Genomic DNA, 25,773 nt, shown 5'->3' on the forward strand with positions numbered 1-25,773 from the left:
ACTGCGCGACTGTAGTGGCGTTTTAAGTGATGGATATGAATCATTAAGCATCCTCTCCTTTAGATAAATTAAAGATGCGATAGAGTGACGCTTGTAAAAAGTGTAGAATAAGTGTAATAATTTTTTCGCCTTTTTAGCGGAAACGATGATTCAAAAAGTTGAGGGGGATTATTTTTGGCAACACAACTCGGGATTTCCGGAAGCACCATCATGTCTGATACAAAGCAGCTTGAAACATTATTTACCTATGGTTTATCACATATAGAGATTGGGGAGTTTGCGGATCCTCAAGGATTTGAAAGATTCATGCAGCTACAAAAGGGACGAGGGATGACGTTTGGGATACATGCTCCATTGTATCGAACGGGCAGTAAGAATGATCTTTTGCAGAAAATCAGCTTTGATCCTGAGCTGGCATGGGAGCAATTAGAGAAGGAAGCAAAGCAGCTCTCTATCCTAGGTGCTAAATACATCCTTGTCCATTTCCCTTTTTTGGCCACCTCGCTTGGAGAAGACGCTCATGTACAGCTTGAAAGGAGTTTGCAGAGATTAAAAGGTATCCAAGATCGCTATGGCTTACCTATTGTTTGTGAACCCAAGCTCGGTCCCGACCGCTCACCGCTAGCCATAGAGACCTTGCAACAGCTTCCTATTGAAATCTGGGAGACTTATAATCTCAAGCTCTGTATTGATGTGGGTGATTATGCACTTGCAGTGGGAGAAAGACTGATGGCGGTACTAAAAAAGTGGCTAAAATTTGTCAAGGTCGTTCACCTGCATAATATCGAGTTCCAAGGTAAACAGCATTTTTGGGTGCCTATTCACCCATCTCATGAACAAGATCCAGAACATCTTAAGATTGTACCTCTCCTTACATTGCTATCGCAAGCACCTGATGTGATTTTTATCCTTGAACACACACCTCACCTTTCGCCAGGACAAACGTTTGTGAATGAGGGGATTGAGTGGTTAAAAAGCCTCGTCTAGTAGAAGTGCCGGATTTTCAAAGGCGATGGTTTAAAGGAGAGAGGCAGTAGGGATGCAGTGATGAAAATTTTGTTAAAAGCGAGCGGAATGCTTTCAGATCACTACGTATGGATTTATAATAAGGATAGAAGCACGGCAAAGGGCTTCTATTTCATTCAATTTTTTTACCGATCTGCTTGAATCCTATAGTAGGAATGTGAATAGGATGGAGTATGTACAAACTTTAAGAAATGTGGTGATCTCTTTGTCTGATGATCAAATTTTACATTTCAACCCCATGATCGCCAAGGAAAAACCAAATAGCGTGCATCACAACAGTCTTTGTCCTTTTTGTGCAAAGGACCAGCTTGATGAAATCATAGATACACGAGACAATATGATTCTCGTTAAAAATAAGTATCCTGTTCTTGAGGAAACCTTTCCGACTGTACTTATAGAGACAGATGAGTGTCAATCAGAATTGGCGGATTATGCACTCCCCCATTTATATAATTTGATGGCATTCGCTTTTGAAAAATGGTTGGAAATGGAGAATAATGAACGATTTAAATCCGTGATATTCTTTAAGAATCAAGGACCGCTATCAGGAGGCTCCATTCGCCATCCTCATATGCAGATCATTGGCCTTGAGAAGGTCGATTATCACGACAATCTAAAGGAAGAGTTCTTTGTGGGTCATCGCATTATTGCTTCCGATACGCTAGAAGTCAATCTTTCCACCCATCCAATGATTGGGTTTACAGAATTCAATATCCGTTTTACAGATTTGGATCAACTCCATGAAGTCGCAAGATCGGTCCAATCTATTTGCCATTATATTTTAAATCGTTTTAATGGTGGCAGCTGTAGGAGCTACAACATCTTTTTTTACCACTGGCTCGATGTCTTTTATGTGAAAATTATTCCGAGGTATGTAACGACGCCACTGTATGTTGGCTTTGGACTCAGACAAACCTACAACAATCCAGAAGCGATTATCGATGACCTGCGTCAGCACTATTTTTATCAACCAGAGTCCTTGAGAGAGTAACAAAAGAGAACAAAGAGAAAATACAAACGCAAGTCAAACGCATTATTTTGAATAAAAAAATAAGCATGAAACTTTTCCCATCCCCTTTTTTTGCGTATGATAGTTCTATTGGGTTTTATACTAGAATAAGGTGATGGATTTTTTATGATTAGAACAATGCAAAACCCTAAACCATGGCTGCTTGTATTGACCGTCGGTTTAGGTACACTACTCAATCCGCTTAATTCGTCGATGATCTCGGTTGCTCTCACGCGCTTGCAGCACGAGTTTGCTTTATCCGTGGCGACAGCTTCATGGCTGATCTCAGCCTTTTATTTAGCAAGCGCTGCAGGACAGCCTGTTTTTGGCAAGCTTGGTGATATGTTTGGCCCCAAGCGGCTATTCCTTGCTGGACTTATTATTGTCGCCTTGTCCTCAAGCTTAGCTCCCTTTGCGCCTAATTTTGGTTGGCTATTAGTCTGCCGCATTCTGCAAGCTATCGGGAGTTCGACCCTGTTTCCAAGTGGGATGTCAATGGTGCGGACCCAGATTACTGTGGGACAAGGGAAGGCGCTGGCGACCCTTTCAGTTTTCGCTTCCATATCTGCCGCCTTTGGTCCTTCAATTGGTGGCTTTTTAATTGAATCTTGGGATTGGCCGTCGATCTTTTTGGTCAATTTTCCTTTTATCATCGTATCCTTTGTGTTAGCCCTCTTTGTTTTACCTGGTCAAAAAACAGGGAAGATTGAGCTGAAACGCATTGATTTTGTAGGGATTCTGTTATTCGTCATTGGCATCGTAACGCTCATTCTCTTCTTATTGTCGATTGAGAATGGCCCGCGTTGGTGGGCACTACCGGTTGCAGTTGTGGCCTTTATTGCCTTTTATTTTTATGAGCGTCGCCGTCATGATCCGTTTATCGACTTGAAAACATTGAAAAGCAATGCCAACCTATCCTTTGTCTATCTACAATTTATCTGCATTAATCTTGTCTTTTACTGTTATTTCTTCGGCTTGCCACTGTTTTTACAGCAGGTGAGGGGCTATAGCGAAGGAAAAACAGGTTTGATCATGCTGGCCATGGCTGGCTGTGCGGTCTTCATAGCCCCTATGACAGGCCGCTGGATTGATCGGAAAGGTTCGAAGCCGCCGCTTGTTGCAGGGGGAACCGCTATATTGTTGGGGACGCTTTTGTTACTGACCCTGCATAATAGCACACCGCTTTGGTGGTTGATTATCATCATGATTGTGCTTGGCATCAGTAATGGCTTTAATAATATATCGATGCAAACGGCTCTATACGATTATGTCACGCCTGAAGAGACGGGATCGGCTTCGGGGTTATTCCAAACGAGTCGGTATTTAGGATCGATTTCTTCGTCCACTATTCTTGGCTTGTTATTTAGTTCACATTTGGATATCGCTCATTTTCACTTAGTCGTCTGGGTGTGTTCGATAGGAAGCTTAGTGGTCTTAGCACTCAGCCTGCGCTTACCCAAAAAGCAAAAGCGACCTGTTCCACAAACCAATCATTAATAATGCGAAACTAGCCACCCTTTTTTTGGGTGGCTAGTTGTTTGACTAGAAGTGAGCTCCGGTTAGCTTCGTTCTCCCTCAAGTATTAATGAGCGGTGAAGGACACTAATTTAATTGAGGGAGTTCCTTTTTTATAGCTTGCTTTGAAATGTGTCTTGCCTTTATATCTTTTAGAGTATTAAATACATCTTTTAACTGTTGGGGGCCTTCAACGGTGTCTTTGCTGTTGCATTCCCTCTGGCATCAGTCCTTGCATCCAAAAGACATTGAATGGATCGCGGTTGGGCAAGTGAATTTTTTTCAGGCGTTCCGCTTGTTGAACAGGCACTTACGGTGAATAATAAAATGAAAATAACCATGAGATCACTCTTTTTAAACAAAAAAGTCCTTCCTAGAATGATTGGTTATGCCCTGAATTTGAACAATATTTTTAAGGGATTCTATTTTAGCCTAACAATTGATAGAGCTAAATTAAAGGAATCTATTTCTATAACTTATGATTGCCAACGGCTTTAGGACAAGCTACGATAGAACTAGTGGAATGTAGCGTTGTTTTGAAAGGAAGAATGCTTTAGTGAATCACCAGGAATGTCTTCAATATTTAGAAGCTTTTTATACGAGAAAAACGCCTAGGGACGGCAGGCATTTGCTGGTGATGGAACGGCTCCTCAGGCGGTTCGCTATTTATCATCACCACTTTATCTTCGTACAAATTGCAGGTTCATGTGGGAAGGGATCGACAGCAGCTTTTATTTCTTCGATGTTAACGCAGGCTGGTCTTAAACATGGCTTATTTACTGGGCCGCATTTGGCGGATTATGAAGAGCGCTTTGCTATTACGGGTCACAATATCTCTCGGCAAGAATTTATTCAGGTGGTTGATCGTATTAAAAGGACCTTGACCCAGGATGACCTCCAGGCTGTTGGGCACATGCATATGATGATACTCATCGCTTTGCTTTGGTTTAAAGAAAAAGGGATCAAGCTGGTTGTTTTTGAAAATGGGGTTGGGGGTGCAGCAGACCCTTCGAATCTTTTCAATCCTCTCGTTGCGTGTTTAACTGAAATCACTTTAGATCATATGCATTTACTTGGAGATACGATAGAAGCGATAACGATCGATAAAGCAGCCATTGTCAAGCCGCAAACGCAAGCGGTCATTTGTGGGATGCGTCACCCAATTGCCCGGGAAATAATGGGAAAATTAGAGAGGGAGCTAGAGAAATCTTTTACATTTTTTGAAAGGGATTATGACTATCAAGCAAGCGAGGGGGCCATGAATTTCAAGAGTAAAACCATTGAAGCTAAGCAGCTTATGCCTAGTCTTCCTGGGCAACATCAATATCAAAATGCGAGCAATGCCATTAGTGTTATTGAAGCGTTGCGCGCCTTAGGCTATAACATTCCCAACTCGGCCATGCGATGTGGGGTGGCTCAAGCAAAATGGCCAGGGCGCTTAGAAAGGCTCTCCTTTGGCAATGGTGCAGTGATTCTTGATGGTGCTCATAATCCATTTGAATTGGCGACATTGCATGATAGTTTAATCTGTTTAAATTGTGAGCCTTCTATCATTGTCATCTCCTTTGCGTCACGTAAAAATAGCCTGGAGATGTTAAAAGCGCTGCATTTTCCACAAGCTTTGTATTTGGTTGCACCATCTCCCTTTTTAGAAAGAAGACAAAGTCAGCAGGTAGTGGAAGCGGCCTTTCAACAATTAGGGTTGAACTATAAATATGATGCATCGCTGGGAAAGCTGCTTGAATGGGCACGGGCGAGCTTAAAAGCATCCGAAGTGCTTTTAGTCACAGGTTCATTATATCTTGTGGGCGCTGTCCGAGAGCAGCTCATTCGTTAAGCCAGTCCGCAGCTAGTGAATCAGACCCGAAAATGCTTCAGAATTTAGAGCGTTGTTAATACGATAAGAATTTATAACCTCGCTGACGCTCTCAAAGGATGAAAGTATAAGTGACACTTTGCCTTTCGCCACTAAGTTTCCGGCAACCTAAGTGTGTGATTTGTAAAATCACATTAGGGGTACCCATAGGGTGCAACCTAAGTGTGTGATTTGTAAAATCACATTAGGGGTACCCATAGGGTGCAACCTAAGTGTGTGATTTGTAAAATCACATTAGGGGTACCCATAGGGTGCAACCTAAGTGTGTGATTTGTAAAATCACATTAGGAGTACCCATAGGGTGCAACCTAAGTGTGTGATTTGTAAAATCACTTTAGAAGTACCCAGTGAAGTGGTGCAAGCCAAAGCTTCGAATAAAATGGTTATTGCGGTGGTGAGTGAATAAAATGATGTCCATGCATGAAGCGGAGGCTCTCGTCTACCGCTCTTTTCTTAAAGCTGAGCCCTATATTCCTCAAGCTGATGATGCGGTGACCCGTGATATTGCTTTAACTCGGCGTTTATTAGATGCAATAGGGTCTCCAGATGAGGGAATGCCCACTGTGCTTGTGACAGGAAGCAAGGGGAAAGGATCTACGAGTCGCTTAATTTCATCGCTATTAAGCCATCATGGGTATAGGGTTGGGCTGTTTACCTCTCCGCATCTTGTGAGTTTTACGGAACGGATCCGTGTCGAGGGCAGAGCGATTCCTGAAATTGATTTTGTCCGGCTGATGACTCAGATTCGTCCTTTCATTCTTGAGATTTCTGATCAGCTTCCTAAGTCCAAATATTTAGGACCTATTGGTATCAATCTAGCTATTGCCATGCTTTATTTTAAAGAGCAGAAAACAGATATTGTCGTCATTGAGTGTGGTCGTGGTGGTCGCTTTGATGATACGAATGTGCTGGCAAATTCATGGGCAGTGATCACACCGATTATGACGGAGCATAAGGCACAGCTGGGTCCTACATTAAAGCATATTGCTTGGCATAAGCTGGGCATTGTCAAAGCGATGACCCAGCAGGTTATCATTGGCAGACAGAAGGGACTAAATCTTGGGGAGATGAAGGCGTGGGAGGATAAGCAGGTGCATGCTTTTAATATAGCGTTTAGTGCCCAAAATATTCGTATGACAGCGGAGGGAACGCGTTTTGATGTGCACACTAAGCTTAAGCCATACCCACACTTGAGATTGCCATTGCTTGGGGACTTTCAGGCAGACAATGCGGCTGTAGCTATTCAGACGGTTGAAGCGATAACGGGCGGTAAGTTGGATGATTATAGGGTGAAAGCTTGCTTTAGGTCTGTGCAATGGCCGGGGAGATGTGAAATCGTCTGCAGGCAGCCAACGATTATTTTGGATGGAGCGATTCATCGTGAATCTGCTGAGTATCTAAAGCGCATCGTTCACGCTCTGCATCCGGCATCTGTTATGACGCTCATTGCAGTGTCAGAGGACAAGGATTATCCTGGCGTTATCGCTGTTTGTGCAAGCTTCTCTACGGCCTTGATTGTGACAGCTCCAGAGCATTCCCATAAACAGTTTCCCAAGACTGCTTTAGCCGTTGCCAAGCGCTATCACGCAACGAGTCAAGAGATTTTACCATTGCAGCGGGCACTTTCATATGCAAAGGCAGAAGCACCAGAGCTTATTTTGATTGTAGGCACACAAACGGCCGTCGGCGAGGCCAAGTTATTATTAGGACATTCGCTCAGGAATATTGGCCGGTAATGACAATGTGTCGAACATCTAAAAAGAGCACTATTCTATTGAGGACATTTTTAATACACTAGATGTAAGGCGGGAAGTGAAAGGAGGCTCTTGATGGATATCATTGGTATGATAGCAGAAGATAAAATCAAGCGTGCGATGGAAAAGGGAGTGTTTGACGATCTTCCTGGAAAGGGTAAACCGCTGGAGCTCGAAGATCTATCTGCCATACCCCCTGAGCTTAGAATGGGCTATAAGCTTTTAAAGAATGCCGGTCTAATCACGGATGAAAAACAGCTTAATAAAGAGATTCTGAGCTTGCGTGACCTGTTAAAGGTATGTGAGGATCCTTCTGAACGTCACACCCTTCAGAAAAAGTTAAATGAAAAAACCTTAATGCTTGAAAAGCTTGTGCACGGAAAACAGCTCGACCAGAATCCAAGCTATCGACGTTATGAAGAACAAGTTAATCAAAAAATAAAATAAACGAGAGTATTCTCAAGGTGGTGCCATGAGTGAAGGAAGACGGGATGACTTGAAAGCCTGCTGCTTCGAGTTAAGCGAGTCAACGTCTTTGGTGGCAGCACCTTTTTTAAAAGATCAGAAAGTATAAAATTTCTGGTCATGAGGATGGGCGCGATTCCGCTCCAGGTCGCTCGCTTTCCTCATGCCCACACGATGTGGGTAGGGTCGGCGTTGTCACAGGACGTGACGTTTTTAGCCGATCGTCCTTAGTGGCCTCAGCTAACTTGGGAATAATATAGTGAGGTTCCCAAGTGGATCTTCGGACACGTGCAGTTCCCGAAGGAATCTCGCGCTTTGCGCTCTCATCCACTTGACCAGGCACTGAAGCCTCTTTCATATTGGATGATGCTCTGTACCAGACAAGGACCGGGCATGCTTTTCACCCGGTTTTCTTATATCCTTAGCATTTATAGCCTTGCGAAACCCTTATAAGTTCGGGCTTTTGACCTGTACCACCATGAGACTTGCTGCTTTACTTAGCGCTTGATTTGAAAATACATCAGGATGGCGAAGTGGGTCAAGTTTCCGAATTCAGAGGTGAGCGTAACAAAAGGTTGAGACAAGTTAACAAATGCCTGTTTCAAAGTAACAAAAGGCTACTCTTACCATTTCTAGTTAATGGGCTAATGCTTTGGGCCGGTTGTCTAATAGAGGTGTGTTGGAGCACGCCTGCTAAAGGAACCGCTTTGGTATTGGCGATAGGTGTACAAATAAACGAGCTGCTACTCTTAAAATTAATATCGAATACCATATTTATGTAAAAATTGGCTTTAAATATCCTTTTTACTTTACCAATAAAGAAGATTAAGGCATGATATGGGTATCAAGACAAAAAAGGATAGAGAGTGGTTGATTTATGCGTGTGCGTTATGTCATTATTTCGGTATTACTCATCTGTTTCATTATATCTTTTTCCCTATCCATTTACTTTTATCTGAAAGCGCTTAATAATAATGCGCGTTTAACAGACGGCAAACCCATACAATCCCCCGCCTATCATTTTATTCTTATTCCAGAAGAGATGGACAACCCCTACTGGCACCTTGTTGAAGAGGGTGCTAAGGCCGCTGGGGCGAAGATCGATGCTGCTATTGAATATAAGGGTCCTGTTCAGACGAATATGGAGGAGCATATTGATGCGATTGATACAGCGATTGCTGCCAAGGTTGATGGGATTATTACACAAGGAACACCCAATCCCAAAATGACTGCTGTCATCAATGCGGCGATTCAAAAGGGAATTCCGGTCATAACGATTGATTCCGATGATCCTAACAGTCGGCGTGTTGCCTATATAGGCACGAATAATTTTAAGGCAGGCTATCAGGCAGGCAAAGCATTGGTCAAAGCAACCCATGGAAAGGCTGAAGTCGGAGTGGTGACAGGCAATTTTGATTCTGCTAATGAAAAACAACGTGTGGCTGGCTTTAAAAAGGCTATCTCCGAAGCACCAGATGTCCACATTGTAGATGTTGAGGAATCGCATATCACGCGTGTACGGGCGGCCGAGGAAACCTATAACATGCTGATTAAGTACCCTAAAATCAATGCCTTTTTTGGTACAAGTGCGCTTGATGGCACTGGGATCTCGGCCATTGTAGAGCAATTAGCACGTAAGAAGGATACGTATATCATGGCGTTTGATACGCTGAAGGATACCCAAGCATTAATTAAAAAGGGCAATATTGATGCGACCGTTAGTCAAGAGCCCTACCAAATGGGGTATAAAAGCGTGATGATGCTGCTCGATATTTTGAAAGGGAAACAAGTAAAGCCTTTAAATTATACGGATTCGAAAATTTTACATGCCTCAGACCTCCCTATTTCAACCAAAGATGCTGAGGTGAAGAAGAAATGATGCGGATTCGAACAAAGCTTATGCTGTTTTTTCTGGTGATCATTTTGTTAATGAATGCCGTGGCTTACTTTTTGTTTCAAAATGGGCAACGTACTGTTGATCAATATGATCAGTTTTTACAAAGGTATTTTTTATTGAATAAGGTGTCGCAAACAACTAATCAAGTGTATATCAAATTAAATGATTATATGGTAGAGCATTCCCCGGAATACTATGCGGATTATTTAGATGAGAGACAAAAATTGCAGGATGATGCCGATGCTTTGTCCAAGAGCATTAAAGATGATGCGAACCAGCTTGATGTTGATAATTATATGAATATGATTACAAGCTATCTTGATGAAAGTGGTATTGTATCGGATGCTTTTCAGAATCAAAAGGTCGATGTCTATTCAGAGCACTTATCAGAAGTATTGAAGATTAAGCAGTATATTCAAAGTGCGACCTTAACTTTAATTAACAGTGAGCTGACTCACTATCAAGGCTTTTATCATGACCTGAATGAGAAAAATCATTTCTATCAATCAATGGGTATCTCCATGTTTATCGCAGCTGTTCTTTTGGCCATTCTATTTGCTTTATGGTTCTCTCAAGGCATCACGAGGCCCATTGGTCGGCTCACGCGTGCCGCTAGGGAGATTTCCAAAGGGAACTTTAATGGGCCACCAGTTATTGCGAATACTCGGGATGAAATGCGCTTTTTAGCAGCAACGTTTAATGACATGCGTGGAAATATTCGCAAGTTAATCAAGGAGATAGAGCAGAAATCAAAGTTAGATCAGTTGCTAAAGGAAATGGAATTGAAAAATTTACAGAGTCAAATCAATCCTCATTTTCTATTTAATGTTTTAAATATCATGTCCAAAACCGCTTATTTAGAAAAGGCTGAGCGGACAAGTGACTTGATTACTTCAACAGCCATCATGCTTCGCCATAACCTGCGAACGTTAGATAGGCCGACAACGCTGCAGCAAGAGGTCGAGAGTATCCAAGAGTACTTTTTTTTACAAAAAGCGCGGTTTGGAGAACGCGTCCGCTTTGAAATCGAAACAGATAGCGCTGCCATGGATACGTCAGTGCCTAATCTTATTTTACAGCCGATTATTGAAAATGCCTTTAATCATGGGATTGAATCGCGCGAGGAGGGAGCATTCATTCGCCTGGTGATTCGCAATGGTGCTGCTCATGTATACATTTCAGTCAGCGATAACGGCGTAGGGATGGATGAAGGGACGAAACAGCGATTAGAAAGATTAGAAGCGCGTAAAGAGCAGCAACAGGGGGATAGTCAATCAACAGGTCTTGGCTTTATTAACGTGATGAAACGCCTGCAGCTTTATTACGGTATTCAGGATATTTTCACCATTCGTACTAAAAAAGGAGAAGGAACTGAAATAAGGCTGAGACTACCTAAAATACCTCAGAAGGACGGTCAAGAAAATAAGGGGGGCATTTCTTTATGAAACTAAAGCTAGTAATTGTTGATGATGAAAGTATAGAAAGAGAAGCGCTTAGAAAGATGATTGAAGATAGCTTACCTGCACTTACTGTTGTTGGTGAAGCGGCCAACGGGAGACAGGCCATAGAACAAGCGCAGGCTTTATTGCCTGATATCATCATGATGGATATTAAGATGCCTGGAATTGACGGGGTGGAAGCGGTCAAACAGATACGTCGACACTTGCCCGATGTAAAATTCATCATGGTCTCTGCCTATAATACTTTTGATTATGCGAAGCAAGTGATGCGTGAAGGAGTGAAGGAATATCTGCTTAAACCGAGCAGGAGGACGGAAATTTTAGAAACGATCCAGCGTGTGGCTCAAGAGATCCAACAAGAAAGAAAGAGTGAGCAGGAAAATGAAGCTATTCGTGACTCCTATAAGAAGGCCTTATCTTTTGTACAATCTGAATGGGTATCTGCCCTTCTTTTCGATCATATTCAAGAGGTGAGTAATGAAGAATGGGAATCTGTCTTTAACCCCGAAGAGCAAGAGATTTATGCCATGGTGATCAGAGTCAATGCTCCCGATACATCGGAAGCCCAGCCCTTGAAAAAACAGATCTATAAAGCGATAAAACAATGGTTCCAACATGGGAATAGGGGATATGCAGGACCGATGGCGGACAGTCAAATTCCTGTATTAGTGCTTGGCCAATCCGCTTTAGAGTATAGTTCTCAATCCCATGCGATTCACTTAGCGAGGGTGTTAATTCGTGAACTCGACAAAACCTTTGCGAATCCATTGATCAATATTGGCATCGGGACACCTGTCAATTCGGCCAAGGCGTATGTTGATTCCTATAATGAGGCATTAGTGGCTTTGGAGGAAACCAACGAGAATGTCCGTTACTTATATTATCATCAGTTATTGGGGAATAAAGAAAAGGGCATGGAGGATGCTGCTGAATATGAACAACAGCTTATGACCGCTGTTAAAAATGGACAGGTTGAAGAAATTATGACTGCTTTTCATTCTTATTTCACACTTTTAAGTGAAAGCTATCATCGCGATGTGAAGCAGGTCAAAGAAAGCCTATGGGAAATGTGGGTGGTGCTATCACGGATGTTAAAGGACATGGGTGTATCTATTGAAATAAAAAAATCATCTGCTACGACACTTCAACGTTTAAGAGAATCTGCACAAGCCAGGTTATTAAAAGTCGCTGAGGAAATTGCCCATTGGCAAACACATGATCTTGAGGGTGTCCTCTTTCAAGCAAGGACGTATATCGAGTCGCATTATGATCAATCCATCTCGTTGGAGGATGTTGCCAATCAGGTTCAACTCAGCCCATATTATTTTAGTAAGCTATTTAAAGAACACTTTGGAATGACCTATATTGATTATCTAACGAAGATTCGAATTGAAAAGGCAAAGGTTTTGATGCGGACAACGAACAAATCACAGAAGGAAATCTGTTTTGAGGTCGGTTATCGCGATCCGAATTATTTTAGTAGAGTATTTAAAAAGTGGACGAATCTGTCACCCACAGGCTATCGACAGGAGGAGGTTGGAACAAAAGAGCTTTAGGAAAGAAGAAGTCTTTGGACAGGCGGTATTTTGTCATGGAGAAGCCGAACACCTTCAAGTGCTAACGGAAGGGCTCGGCTTTTCTAACTTCCTATCGCATGCAAAGATAGTATCAGAACACCTTTGACTTTCGCTATGCTTGGCGCCAACCTAAGTATGTGATTTGCAAAAATCACAACAGGCTATGCCAGCTTCGGCACTGTTACATAGATGTACGGTTTTAGCCACTAGTTCATTCCCCGTGATGTCCTGAAGCATAGTATTCCTCTATGGTCCTCGGTCCTCCATTTCCGATCGCAAAAAAGTGCAGATGAATGGCAAAAAAGTGAAGCAGATAAAAAATACAAGGGAAGGTCTATCCTTTATATTATTAATTAAGCGCTTACAGCCAAACCTTGATTTTGGTAGCGCTCTAATTAAAAATAAGAGGGGGTAATACAAAGTGAAAAAAGGTCTGAGTTTGCTTTTAGGATCTATTGTTATTCTTGCACTGATACTTACCGGTTGTGGAAATTCTGATTCTAAAAGTTCAAGCGGCAGCAGCTCTAGTAATAATGGCAAGCTAGAAATCTTTAGCTGGTGGACAGCCGGTGGTGAAGCAGATGGTTTAAAGGCTTTAAATAGTGCCTTTAATAAAAAATACCCAAACATTGGTGTCAAGAATGAGGCCGTGGCTGGGGGAGCTGGTTCTAATGCCAAAGCTGTGCTAGCAACGCGTATGCAAGGAAACAATCCGCCATCAACCTTCCAAGTCCATGGTGGGGCTGAACTAATGGCTTATGTTGATGCTGGAAAAATGCAACCGCTTAACGATCTCTATAAAAAGAATGGCTGGGACGGTAAATTTCCAAAAGATTTGATGGATCTCGTTAGCAAGGATGGAAAAATCTACGGGATTCCTGTTGATGTCCACCGCGGTAATGTTCTTTGGTATAACAAAAAAATCTTTGATGATAACAACCTTCAACCACCAAAGACCTTCGATGATTTCTTTAAAGTGGCAGATAAACTGAAGGCTAAAGGGATTACACCACTTGCAATGGGGGATAAAGAACCTCTTGGTGCAACGACAATTTTTGAAGATGTCTTGTTAGGTGTTCTCGGTCCAGATAAATACAAACAGCTTTGGACGGGTGACCTTAGCTTTGATGATCCAGGCGTAAAAAAATCAGCTGAAATCTTTAAGAAAATGCTAGGCTACATCAACGATGATCACAGCTCACTTGCATGGCAGGATGCTGATGAATTAGTGGCAAATGGCAAAGCGGCAATGAATATCATGGGTGACTGGGCAAAAGGTTACTTTACAAGTAAAAATATGACTTATGGAAAAGACTTCGGTGCAGTGAATACGCCTAATACAGATGGTTCATTCATGATTGTTACCGATACTTTTGGAAAGCCAAAAGGCGTTAAAAATTCAAAACAAGTCGATAAATATTTAACAGAATTAGGTTCTGTTGAGGGTCAAGATGCCTTTAATCCGAAAAAGGGTTCAATTCCTGCACGGACAGATGCCGATGCTTCAAAATATGATGAATATAGTAAAAATGCGATGAACGATTTCAAAGACAATGCACTGGTCCCAAGTCTTGAAAATGGTTCAGCAGCTCCTCAAGGATTTTTAACAAAAGTTGATACAGCGGTCAATGTTTTTGTTACACAAAAGAACGTTGGTAACTTTATTAACTCATTGAAGCAAGCAAGTTCATCCTTAAAATAATCGATTGGCAGAGAAGGGGGCTCATCGTGGCCCCTTTCCTTGCATTTCTTTTAAAAGGATTTTTTATACTATCAGAATGTACAACTTCGTTGACGCTCATAAAGGAAGATAGTATAAGTGTAACTTTGACTTTCGCCATTAAAGCTTGGCGACAAGCCAAGTTTTCTAATGTAAAAACTTGCAGTCACATTTTTCTATATACATCTTGATTGATCAAGGGGGCATCCAACGTGTCGGAAGTGATTCTAACAGATAAGAAGACGCCAGCAAGAAAAACGACATTAGGGTCCAAGCCGCGCAAGCGAAAACGAATGACTGGCGACCGCTGGCTTGCTTTAGCTTTTATTGCTCCGTCTATTATACTCATTGCTATTTTTGTCTATGGCTTTATAGGATGGACAGGGTATGTGTCATTAAGCAATTGGAATTCATTTTTACCTGATTTCTCTTTTGCCGGGTTTGATAATTTCTTATATATCTTCAAAGATTTTCGTTTTCAAGCAGATATTCGCAATACGATTTTCTTCACCCTATTTTTTATCATCGCTGTTGTTGTTCTTGGCATGTTTCTCGCCATATTTATTGATCAGAGATTGAAGGGTGAGGCTATTTTCCGCAATATCTTTCTCTTTCCAATGGCACTCTCCTTTGTTGTGACGGGTGTTGTATGGCGCTGGGTGTTAAATCCTTCTTCGGGGGTCAATTTATTACTTGAACATTTTGGCATTCATTTCAAATGGTACACGTCAACGGCGGTCTATCCGTCATTACACATTGGTGCGATCGATTTCGGCATTCCAGCAGCGGTGATTGCGCTTGTCATTGCGGCAACATGGCAGCAGACCGGGTTCTCATTAGCCATGTTTTTAGCAGGACTTCGTGGCATTCCAGAAGAGCTTAAAGAAGCTGCACGGATTGATGGCGCATCTGAATGGCAGATCTTTTGGCGGGTGATTCTGCCACAACTCAAGCCGATCATGTTTAGTGTTATTATCATCATGGCTCACATTTCGCTTAAGATATTTGATCTTATCTATACCATGACGGGTCCTGGTGCCAATTTTGTAACGGATATGCCAGGGGTTAATATGTTCGAGACGACGTTTAAATCTAATTTCTATGCTCAAGGGGCTGCGATCGCGATCGTTATGCTCGTCTTGGTTGCTATCTTTATCGTGCCGTATCTTATCAGGAGCAGGAAGGGGGATGCCTAATGCCACGAAGTATTTCACGTAGTCTCATTTATCTTATTTTGATTGTTATAGGTATCTGTTTCCTCATTCCTGTCTATGTCATGCTTGTTACGAGTTTAAAACCGTTTGATCAAGTATCCCTTGATCATATGTGGCAGCTTCCAAAGGCCATCGATTGGGGAGGCTACCGAGAAGCCTTTTCGAAGCTGGCGCCCAATTTTATGAATTCAATTTATCTCGTCGTGCCAGCCACCTTGATCTCAGCATTGCTCGGATCTTTGAATGGGTATGTCTTATCCAAGTGGAAGTTTAAAGGTGCGGATTGGGTATTCATTATTATCTTGTTCGGGATGTTTATTCCCTACCAAAGTATTCTCATTCCATTAATCCAGTTTATTCGCGATATCGGATTATACAATACGATTCCTGGGTTAATTCTCGTACATGTTGTCTATGGTATTCCGATTACCACGCTTATGTTTCGAAATTTCTATGCCAGTATTCCAGATGCCTTGATCGAATCATCACAAATCGATGGAGCGGGATTCTTAAGAATTTACCGCTATGTGATCATGCCGTTGTCTGTCACTGGCTTTGTGGTTGTCGCCATTTGGCAGTTCACGAACATATGGAATGAATTTCTCTTTGCTGTAACAGTCACTTCCTCAGATAAGCAACCGATTATGGTTGCCTTGCAAAATCTTGCAGGAAGTCAGGTTGTACACTGGAACGTCCAAATGGCAGGCGCAATTCTCGCTGCTTTACCCACCTTGCTGGTCTACATCCTTTTAGGAAAATACTTCATACGCGGTATGTTAGCAGGCTCTGTGAAAGGGTAAAATAAAACGATTAAAAGAGGGTATTCCAAAAAAGTCTATCTTTTAGGATATCCTCTTTTTAAAATTTACGATTGAAGACTTTTCCCTTCTGTTTTAAGCAGAAAGCCATAATACTCCTTTCATTCTTCCCTTCTTGAGTTAAAAGTCAGCTGATATGTGGATTGAGTTTATACTAGGAAATCGAAAGCCGGCCTAAAGTATTTTTACTTTTGGGCCGGTTTTTTTGAAAGAAAAGAAAGTATAAAATTTCTGTTCATGAGGACGGTGCACGTTTCCGCTCCAGGCCGCTCGCTTTCCGCGGGGGAGTGGTAAGCCTCCTCGCGCCTTCGCACTGCTAAGGTCTTACCGATTTTCCACTTCCCGCAGGACTCTAGTATGGCATCATGAGTCAGTGGAGATTCAGGAACACATGATTTTAGAGTGGGCTGAAGCCATGCGCTCCATTCACTTGATCTGGCAATGAAGCCTCTCCCTGATGTGCTATGCCCAAACACCGGCATTTGCTCGATTTATTTTTCTTATCATCCGCAAAGCATTTTGCCATCATAGAAATTCAGTTGAAGGCAGGGAAAGCTGTGCTGTTAGAATTTTTTGATATAATAGATAATCAATTCAATTGGGGGTATAGCATGGTTTTCAAGACGAAAGAAAGGGTGATTGAAATGCCAAAAGTTCTTCTATATACAAAGGACGAAAGAACCTTCAATGTTCTTTTCAATCAGTTACATAATTATTTTCACAATGCACTAGAGATTCTTTCATTAGAACAGGTTGAAGATATTCGTCAAATTTCGCTTGTTTTATCTACCTCTTATTCTTTAATAGAAGATATTCCATGTCCACCTGAAAAAAAGCTGATTGTACGGCGAGCGATTAATATTGCTAAGCTTGAGGAGCTCATTTCTCTTCCAGAAGGGACAGAATGTCTTGCGATTAGTAATCTAGCTGAAGCAGCCAATGAAATGGTCGAATTGCTGTATGCTCTCGGTTTTAACTTAAAGCTGTATCCCTATTTTCCTGGAGCTGGTCATTATCCTAAAACGGTTGAAGTAGCTATTGCCCCTTCATTATTAGAACTTGTTCCCCCATCTATTAAAAGAATAATTGATATCGGCATTCGTCCCATGGATTTTTCCTCTCTTGTAGAGATCTCCGTAAAATTAAATATTGATATGGAAAAAATTAACAGGCATACTGCAAGGTATATTCAAGAAATTATTAAGCTCAGCAGGAAGCTTTCTTTATCCTTAAAAGGGGAAATGGAATTAAATCACCAACTTGAAGCCATATTGAATACTGTCCATGACGGGATCATCGCAACGGATATGGATAAAAATATTATTAATATCAATCGTTCAGCTGAAAGCATATTAGGTTTAACTAGCGAGTCGCTCAATAATAAAATCACTGATCTTTTACCTATGCTTGATTTGGAAGATGGTGATGAGACCAGGCACAATCAGTTAATCACCATCAGTGATAAAAAAATAGTTGTTAATAAGACTACTATCTCAATGAATGATAAGAATATTGGGGAAGTCACTGCTTTTCAGGACGTGACTCGAATTCAAAAATTAGAACACGATATACGAAAGAAAATGAAGGAAAAGGGGTTAGCAACGAAGTACACGATTCAAGATATTATTGGAAAAAGCGAGAAGATTAAAGAGATCATTTCAGTTATGAAAAAAATAGCGAAGACGGAGCAAACGGTCTTAATACTAGGAGAAAATGGGACGGGTAAGGAATTATTTGCGCAATCGATACACACCATGTCAGAAAGAAAAAATGGACCCTTTGTTCCTGTAAATATAGCGGGATTACCAGAGTCTTTAGCTGAAAGTGAGTTGTTTGGCTACGAAGAGGGAACCTTTACGGGAGGAAATAAAGGAGGAAAACAAGGTCTTTTTGAAATTGCTCATAATGGTACAATTTTCCTAGATGAAATTGGTGATGCTTCGAAGAGCTTGCAGACCCTACTTTTAAGAGCCTTGCAAGAGAAACAGATCATGCGAGTAGGGGGGAGAAGCATTTTACCAGTAGATATAAGAATAATAGCAGCAACGAATAAAGATTTAAAAAAGCTTGTTGAAGAAGGACGCTTTCGTGAGGATTTGTATTATCGCCTCTTTGTTCTGCCACTGCGTATTCCTCCCTTAAGAGAAAGAAAGATGGATATACCTGAACTGCTTTATCACTTTATAAAAGAATTTTCATTAACACAGCCGAAGATAGCAGATGCGGTAATGGAAAAGCTACTCAATTACAATTGGCCCGGAAATGTACGAGAATTGATCAACGTAGTTCAATATATATCCATTGTGATGGAGGGCAATCAGATTGATGTAAAAGACTTACCAGAACAATTTAAGTCCAGATACGATGCAAGTGTCGAAAAAGAATTCATTACGTCATTAGAGGAAGAAGGACTGTTGGTTGATGTTTATATGATTCTATCCTGTCTAAAAGAATTGCACATGACAAGGAAAGGCATTGGTAGAGGTAGGGTAGTGGATTATTTAAATGAAAAAGATTTTTATTTAACGGAACAACAAGTGAGACACAGAATGAAAATTTTAAGTGATTTTGGATTGATTTATTCAGGATTGAAGGGACAAGGAAGTCGAATTTTGGAAAAGGGTTTGATTTTACATGAGATGATTGAGAATCGATTAGGGTATTTCAAATACACTGATTCCTAAAAAAGGGTGTGGGAATAATGATTTCCCGCACTTTTTAGTACTATCTGAAACGTCATGTAAGGATGAAAGCTTAAAAGAGACTTTGCCCTTCACTATTAGGCCTTCGGTACATCCATAGTCTGTGATTTGGAAGGTTACATCGGAGGATAGGAGCCGGCAATGGGTAATTTTTTCTTTATTTATGAGATGATACGATCAAAAAAATAAATTAGGGTGTTTAGGGTATTGTAAAAAACATTAATGAACCAAAAAATTAGAAAATTTAAAATTGATATGTAATAAAGCTCTTATGAAAGTCTATTAAAAAAATAAAATTGTATGTTCATGGTAAAGAAGTATAGATGGCGGCATTATCAAGCTTTTCGGTTTTTGGGAATGCTTATTCAAGAGATCAAAAGTGAGGTTAAATTGAATTTGGCACAAAATTTGCATTATTAAAAAGCGTGAAGGGATAAAAAGTGTAAATGGGGGGAATTTTGTGGAAAAAAGTACACGAAAGGCGATTGCTGCCGGGTCAATTGGTAATGCAATGGAATTTTATGATTGGGGAATTTATGGGTATTTTGCTGCTGTCATTTCTGAAAAATTTTTTCCACCAGGGAATGATTTTGTTGCACTTCTTTCAACATTCGCTGTGTTTGCCGTAGGCTTTTTCATGCGACCTATAGGCTCGCTCTTTTTTGGACCACTTGGCGATCGATTTGGCAGGCAAAAAGTTCTATCACTATCTGTTATTTTGATGGGGATAGGCACATTACTCATAGGTATTCTACCCACTTACCATCAGATCGGCGTTTTAGCACCGATTTTATTGGTTGTGGCACGGCTTATTCAAGGCTTCTCGGCTGGAGCTGAATGGGGAAGCTCGACCTCATTTTTGGTAGAATATGCACCGCAAAATAGAAGGGGATTCTACGGGAGCTTTCAACAATTCAGTACCATTGGTGGCATGCTTTTGAGCTCGCTCATCGCGACTCTTTTTGTCACCATCTTGTCAGATAAGGCCTTAAATGCATGGGGCTGGAGAATACCGTTTATCATTGGGATTATTATCGGTATTATTGGTCTTTATATGCGGAGCCAAGTAAAGGAAACCCCTAAATTTCGAGAAACCCTATCAGAAGGAAAGGATAGCAAAAGTCCCTTGCTAGAAATTCTTAAACATCCCAAAGGTATATTTGTTGCTATTGGATTTACCATTTCATGGACGGTTTGTTACTATGTATTGCTCACTTATATGCCTACTTATATCAAAGAAGTAATGGATTTAAGTTATGCGGATGGCTTAGTATCAAATCTCATCGTTCTTATTTTTCTGATGATCTTTATTCCGATTACCGGGTTACTGTCTGATCGTTTTGGACGAAGACCCCTTCTCCTAATTTCATGTGGTGGATTAGCGGTTTTCTCTTATCCACTCTTCTTACTCATTGGTTCTTCCTTTCTATCTATTCTTTTGCCACAGCTGCTTCTTGCTATTTTTATCGTGTGTTTTGCAGGGCCAGGGCCAGCTGCGCTTGCTGAAGTCTTTCCAACACGGGTAAGAAATAGTTCTTTATCGATTGGCTACAATATCGGAGTAGCCCTATTTGGAGGAACAGCACCGTTCATTGCTACAGCGCTCGTTCAGTGGACAGATAATAAGATTTCACCCACCTTCTATGTCATTATATGTGGGATTATAACGTTCTTTGTGATTTTGGGAATGAAGGAAAAGGCAAATGCGGAAATCGATTAAGATAGATGGGATTGCTTAAGGAAAACAGAGGAGAGGTGAGGCGTGTGAGTAGTAAAGTGTCGGTTATTGGGCTTGGTGATTTTGCTCCTATATTTCCGCTAACAAAGAAAAATTCAGCAGTGAATGATGTTTGGGACTATTTGAATCAAAAAGATATTGTACTTGCCAATTTGGAGCTTCCTCTAACGACAAGTGAAGTCAAAGCTGACAAGGCTATTACTCTTAAAGCACATCCAGACATTTCTAATAGTCTGTCGTTGAGTGGTATTGATGTTTTTACCTTAGCTAATAATCATGCGCTGGATTTTGGAAGCCAAGGCATACTAGAAACGAAAAAGCTATTACAGGAAGAGGGGTTTATTAGTGTCGGGGCTGGAGAGGACTTAGCTTCAGCCATTCGTCCCCACTATTTAACATTGAAAGAGACGAAGATTGCTATTTTAGGATTTAGTAGCGCCTTACCCACAGGCTATGCTGCTGGCGTTGGTCGCCCCGGTATTGCACCCATTCGCGCTATAGCTAGATTTCGGATTGATAGTATGACATTGGATGAACAGCCTGGAATGGCTCCGTGGGTGGAAACATCAGTTGTGATAAAAGATCAAGAGATGGCGTGTGAGGTGATAACACAGGCAAAAAGACAAGCCGATGTGGTGATTGTCAATATGCACTGGGGTGTTCCAAATGGATGGTGTGCCGCTTTTCAGGGACCACTTGCAGATTATCAACGCCCGTTAGCGCACGCACTGATCGATGCGGGAGCGGACTTTATTTTAGGTCATCATCCCCATGTTATTCATGGAGTGGAAAAATATAATGAAGGCATTATTGCTTATAGCTTGGGGAACTTTTTATTTCATTCAATGGGGAATAAAGGTGAGCATCGTTTAAAGGTTGGAGATCCTCCATATGATGTTATGAGCCTAGAAACCGGTGAGGCACGGGAAGCTGTTGTTATGGAGATCAACCTGGAAGAAAAGAAGAAGCAGCGCATTCATTTTTATCCCGTAACTTTAAATAGTGAGGGGGAGCCAGAATTTTTAACTGGGAGGCGGGCTAAAGAGGTGCTACACCGATTAAAACGGCACTCAGAGAAATTACAAACACAGCTTTGTATAGAGAACGATGCCGTTGCTTCTTTAAAGCTCGCATCACCAATTCATTTTTAATGGGAGGATACTCATGGAATTTAAAGAGAAACGCGTTTTGATTACCGGAGCTGCAGGGATATTCGGCTCATGGACATCGAAAGCATTCGCCAAACAAGGTGCCCAGCTTTTTCTTGTCGATAGCCGGGAAGCGCCTTTAAAAGAACTGTGTCAAACCAAAAGCCTGCAGAATGTTGAGGTACTCACTCATGCTACGAATTTAAGAGAGAGTCATTCGATTGCAGCGCTTGTGGATGAAGTGAAGCAAAAATGGGAAACACCCGACATCGTTATTAACTGTGCAGGTATTTATCCAAGCAAACGATTTCTAGACATGACTCGTGAGGATTGGGATGCTGTTATAGACATTAATCTCTCAGCTGCTTTTGAGGTCATTCAAAGCTTTGCTAAATTGATGATACAGCATGATATTCATGGAACAATGATTAATTTTAGTTCAGGCTCTGCCGCGCGGGCGCGTTTAGGGGCTGCACATTATGCAGTTTCTAAGGCGGGGATCGATATGCTGACAAAGGCAGCTGCTTTGGAGTTAGCACCCTATAACATACGGATTAACGCCGTTAGTCCTGGCTTTGCACCAGGAAGTCAAGTGAGTCATCTTTCACAAGAATATGTAGATATCATGAAACGAGGCATTCCATTACAAAGAACATCAGGACCAGAGGACGTTCCGGAAGCGATATTATTTCTATGTTCAGACAAAGCCTCCTATATAACGGGAACGACACTAATTATTGACGGCGGAAGCTCAGCGGGAAATGCCAGTCTACCTCTTAGCCTTGGATAACCCGCCTTTTTCGCATAAGAGTCTTGACAATCTTTAAAAAGGAGTGATGAAGGCAATATGGATACACTTTATACTTTTTTAAAAGAAAGAGAAGATCAACTGCTACAGACACTAAAAGCATTAGTAGAATTAGAGTCACCTTCTCGTGAGAAACGGTTAACGGATAAAACAGGGAAATTTATTGCTGATACGTTTCGGGAGCTAACAGGTGGGAGCACCTCTGTCATACCTAATCAAACCTACGGTAATCACATCAAAGGAGAATGGGGCAGCGGTGAGGAGCAAATTTTAGTGCTTGCGCATTTTGATACGGTTTGGCCAAAGGGTGAATTAGAACGGATGCCCTTTCGGATTGAAGCGGGAAAAGCCTATGGGCCTGGTATTTTTGACATGAAAGGTGGCTTGGTTCAAGGAATATATGCCCTGCACGCTTTAACTCAATTGCAACGCAGCGTGAAATCACGGGTGGTTTTCTTATTTAATTCCGATGAGGAGCTTGGTAGTCCTACTTCGCGTCAGCTGATTGAAGATGAAGCAAAGAAAAGTAAATTTGTCTTAGTCCTAGAACCCGCCATGTCAGAAAAGGGTGCACTAAAAACAGCGCGTAAAGGTGTGGGCATGTTTAATTTAGAGGTTACAGGAAAGCCCACACATTCTGGTATTGATCCAGAAAAGGGGAAAAGTGCGATTCAAGAAATGGCGGAACAAATTTCATATCTGCATGGTTTAACTAATTACGACAAAGGAACAACCATTAATGTCGGGAGAGTAAAAGGGGGGACAACACGGAATGTTGTGGCCGCCCATGCTGATGCAGAAATAGACTTAAGAGTGACCACTCTTCAAGAGTATAGGCGTGTGTCCCCATTGATTGAATCGATTAAGCCCCATATGAAAGGGACTTCACTATCAATCACTGGAGGGATGAACCGTCCTCCATTAGAGCGGACGGATCAGGTTGTACACATGTTTAAAAAGGCCCAAACCATTGCCAAAGAAAAGCTTAATTATCAGTTAATAGAAAAAGCCACAGGTGGTGGAAGTGATGGCAATTTTACAGCGCCATTTACCCCTACTTTAGATGGATTAGGCGCTGTTGGTGATGGTGCCCATGCGAAGCATGAGCATTTAATTATCTCAGAAATGCCGATTCGCAGCGCGTTAGTCGCCTTATTAATAGAGGAATTGTCACAATAGTGATTGCTTAAAAGGAGTGGATGTTATTATCCTAAACTTTAATCTGTTTCATCAGCCCCTGTGTCTATAGGCTTTAAAAAATAGGATGGAAGGATTGTGAGTAAAATGACAGCTTTTAAAGAAGTGACTGAAAAGGAGAATCAGCTTTTAGAAGAGGTTTCTAAAGACCAACTTATGGACTTTACAAGGAATATAGCCAAGGAAGTTCGCCTGTCTGGTACAGAAGAAGAACTTAGAGCGTTTGAGTATGCCAAAGCACAATTAGAAGCGGTTGGATTTGAAACAGAACTCCAGTTTACCAATGGCTATATTAGCCTTCCAGGAAAAGCAGCTCTTAAAGTAGACGATGTGGATTTTGAGTGTATTACACATGCAATGGCGCTATCAGCAGAGAATTTGACAGCGGAAATTATTGATCTTGGTCTTGGGAAAGATGCGGATTACTCTGAAAATAATGTTCAAGGAAAAATTGTATTGATGGACGGCATTGCGACTCCAGGAGCGGTAAAAAAGGCAACAGAGCAGGGCGCTAAGGGGGCAATTTTCATTAACGCCGACTATACACATGAGATGATCGTCTCACCAGTATGGGGGACGCCTGTTCCTGATACCGTAAAGCTCCTGCCAAACATACCAGTCATCTCCATAACCAATGCTAATGGGAAACGCTTAAGAGAGAAGGTTGGCAGTGGAAAGAATACAGGGGAGATGCATACAGAAATAGAAACACGCTTCCGTCCGATTCCCACATTAATCGCCGAAATTCAAGGAACCGTGGAACCGGATAAATTTGTTATGTTCAGTGGTCATATTGATTCTTGGCACTATGGCGTTATGGATAATGGGACAGCCAATGCAATTATGCTTGAAGTGGGGCGTCTTCTTTCAAAATATAAGGAGCAGCTACATCGCTCGTTACGGCTTGCGTTTTGGTCAGGACACTCACATGGTAGGTATTCTGGATCGGCGGCGTATTGTGATGCTCATTGGGAAGAGCTTACAGAACACTGCGTGCTCCATGTCAATGTCGATTCTTCAGGTGGAAAGGGTGCCACCGTCCTGACAGAATCTAATTGCATGAAGGAAACGAGGGACTTAGCAAGAGAGGCTATAGGTGCACTTACGGGAGATTTATTTCGAGGCTCACGATTTGGTCGTTCAGGGGATCAATCATTTTGGGGAACTGGAACACCCTCCTTATTTATGGGATGCTCAGAACAACCACCGGCTACGAATCCAGCGGCATCAGCATTTAGCCAATTATTTGGAGCAGGAGACTCAGGTGGCTTCGGCTGGTGGTGGCATACGACAGAAGATACATTAGATAAAATTGATCCTGATTACCTCAAACGTGACTGTAAAGTCTATCTTCTTATTCTTTATCGCACCTTAACAGAAGCTCTTATTCCTATTAATCAGCTAGCGGCGGTAGAGGATATTATAGAAGGTTTACAAAAATGGCAAGAGAAGGCGGGAGAGCACTTTGATTTATCTCTTTCCTTAAAAAGAGCTGATGAATTGAGAAAAAGTGTTACCACTCTTCAAGATGAAATCACAGAAATTTCCGTTAACGATCAAGAGGAAATAAGACGGGTCAACGAAGCATTGATGGCACTTTCGCGCTTCCTTGTTCCGTTGAATTATGTGAAGAATAGTGTTTTCAACCACGATCTGGCGCTAAATCAGCAGGCCGTTCCAAAACTATCAGAGATTGATCGTTTAATAACTTTAGACAAGGAGAGCGATGCTTATCAATTTAGTTATACTGCACTTGTAAGAAATTTTAACGAAGTGAATTATACGTTAAAGCAGGCGAAGCGTGTTGTTGACAGTATTTTAGTCCAGCTTAAATAAAGATCAGCAAGCA

At 41.6% G+C, this 25,773-nt stretch carries 19 protein-coding genes; all 19 read left to right on the forward strand.

The features are described 5' to 3' along the window. The first annotated feature begins 174 nt into the window (after positions 1–174). The 19 genes from IEW82_RS12045 to IEW82_RS12135 all read left to right on the forward strand — a co-directional run bounded on the left by IEW82_RS12045 (position 175) and on the right by IEW82_RS12135 (position 25,760). Positions 175–987 (forward strand): sugar phosphate isomerase/epimerase family protein, encoded by an 813-nt coding sequence (locus IEW82_RS12045; RefSeq protein WP_188694365.1) that lies wholly within the window; start codon positions 175–177, stop codon positions 985–987. Positions 988–1,192: 205 nt separating this feature from the next. Next, positions 1,193–2,017 (forward strand): DUF4931 domain-containing protein, encoded by an 825-nt coding sequence (locus IEW82_RS12050; protein ID WP_188694369.1) that lies wholly within the window; start codon positions 1,193–1,195, stop codon positions 2,015–2,017. A gap of 144 nt (positions 2,018–2,161) precedes the next feature. Beyond that, complete coding sequence (locus IEW82_RS12055; RefSeq protein ID WP_188694372.1) at positions 2,162–3,532, forward strand: MFS transporter; 1,371 nt, start codon at positions 2,162–2,164, stop codon at positions 3,530–3,532. Positions 3,533–3,802: 270 nt separating this feature from the next. Next, positions 3,803–4,048 (forward strand): hypothetical protein, encoded by a 246-nt coding sequence (locus IEW82_RS12060; RefSeq protein ID WP_188694375.1) that lies wholly within the window; start codon positions 3,803–3,805, stop codon positions 4,046–4,048. A 58-nt stretch (positions 4,049–4,106) separates the two neighbouring features. Further along, entirely contained in the window at positions 4,107–5,387 is a 1,281-nt protein-coding gene (locus IEW82_RS12065; RefSeq protein ID WP_188694378.1) for a bifunctional folylpolyglutamate synthase/dihydrofolate synthase, read from the forward strand. A 446-nt stretch (positions 5,388–5,833) separates the two neighbouring features. Beyond that, positions 5,834–7,162, forward strand: a complete 1,329-nt coding sequence (locus IEW82_RS12070) for a bifunctional folylpolyglutamate synthase/dihydrofolate synthase (protein WP_188694381.1) — start codon at positions 5,834–5,836, stop codon at positions 7,160–7,162. A gap of 93 nt (positions 7,163–7,255) precedes the next feature. Continuing rightward, the gene (locus IEW82_RS12075) at positions 7,256–7,627 is read left to right on the forward strand and encodes a DnaJ family domain-containing protein (RefSeq protein ID WP_188694383.1); all 372 of its coding nucleotides are present in this window, start codon (positions 7,256–7,258) and stop codon (positions 7,625–7,627) included. Positions 7,628–8,522: 895 nt separating this feature from the next. After that, the gene (locus IEW82_RS12080) at positions 8,523–9,524 is read left to right on the forward strand and encodes a sugar-binding protein (protein WP_188694386.1); all 1,002 of its coding nucleotides are present in this window, start codon (positions 8,523–8,525) and stop codon (positions 9,522–9,524) included. Continuing rightward, positions 9,521–10,987 (forward strand): sensor histidine kinase, encoded by a 1,467-nt coding sequence (locus IEW82_RS12085; RefSeq protein WP_188694389.1) that lies wholly within the window; start codon positions 9,521–9,523, stop codon positions 10,985–10,987. The genes IEW82_RS12080 and IEW82_RS12085 overlap by 4 nt, the downstream gene beginning before the upstream one ends. Next, positions 10,984–12,558 carry a response regulator transcription factor gene (locus IEW82_RS12090; RefSeq protein WP_188694393.1) on the forward strand — a complete coding sequence of 525 codons (1,575 nt, stop codon included), beginning with the start codon at positions 10,984–10,986 and terminating at the stop codon, positions 12,556–12,558. Before IEW82_RS12085 ends, IEW82_RS12090 begins: the two co-directional genes overlap by 4 nt. A gap of 442 nt (positions 12,559–13,000) precedes the next feature. Then, entirely contained in the window at positions 13,001–14,281 is a 1,281-nt protein-coding gene (locus IEW82_RS12095; protein ID WP_229672580.1) for an ABC transporter substrate-binding protein, read from the forward strand. A gap of 311 nt (positions 14,282–14,592) precedes the next feature. Beyond that, positions 14,593–15,495, forward strand: a complete 903-nt coding sequence (locus IEW82_RS12100) for a carbohydrate ABC transporter permease (RefSeq protein ID WP_188694613.1) — start codon at positions 14,593–14,595, stop codon at positions 15,493–15,495. After that, on the forward strand, positions 15,495–16,313 hold the full coding sequence (locus tag IEW82_RS12105) for a carbohydrate ABC transporter permease (RefSeq protein WP_188694396.1): 819 nt from the start codon (positions 15,495–15,497) through the stop codon (positions 16,311–16,313). Before IEW82_RS12100 ends, IEW82_RS12105 begins: the two co-directional genes overlap by 1 nt. Before the next feature lie 629 nt (positions 16,314–16,942). Further along, positions 16,943–19,015 (forward strand): sigma-54 interaction domain-containing protein, encoded by a 2,073-nt coding sequence (locus IEW82_RS12110; protein ID WP_188694400.1) that lies wholly within the window; start codon positions 16,943–16,945, stop codon positions 19,013–19,015. Positions 19,016–19,493: 478 nt separating this feature from the next. Beyond that, a complete protein-coding gene (locus tag IEW82_RS12115; protein WP_188694403.1) occupies positions 19,494–20,753 on the forward strand; it encodes an MFS transporter in 1,260 nt (419 codons plus the stop codon). Between the two features lie 44 nt (positions 20,754–20,797). After that, positions 20,798–21,922, forward strand: a complete 1,125-nt coding sequence (locus IEW82_RS12120) for a CapA family protein (RefSeq protein ID WP_188694406.1) — start codon at positions 20,798–20,800, stop codon at positions 21,920–21,922. Between the two features lie 13 nt (positions 21,923–21,935). Next, positions 21,936–22,709 (forward strand): SDR family NAD(P)-dependent oxidoreductase, encoded by a 774-nt coding sequence (locus tag IEW82_RS12125; RefSeq protein ID WP_188694408.1) that lies wholly within the window; start codon positions 21,936–21,938, stop codon positions 22,707–22,709. Between the two features lie 57 nt (positions 22,710–22,766). Then, positions 22,767–23,906, forward strand: coding sequence for a M20 family metallopeptidase (locus tag IEW82_RS12130; RefSeq protein ID WP_188694411.1), 1,140 nt, complete (start codon positions 22,767–22,769; stop codon positions 23,904–23,906). A 105-nt stretch (positions 23,907–24,011) separates the two neighbouring features. Then, entirely contained in the window at positions 24,012–25,760 is a 1,749-nt protein-coding gene (locus IEW82_RS12135) for a M28 family peptidase (RefSeq protein ID WP_188694617.1), read from the forward strand. The last annotated feature ends 13 nt before the right edge of the window (positions 25,761–25,773 follow it).

Source organism: Pullulanibacillus camelliae, assembly GCF_014642655.1.
GTDB classification, from domain to species: Bacteria; Bacillota; Bacilli; order Bacillales; family Sporolactobacillaceae; genus Pullulanibacillus; species Pullulanibacillus camelliae.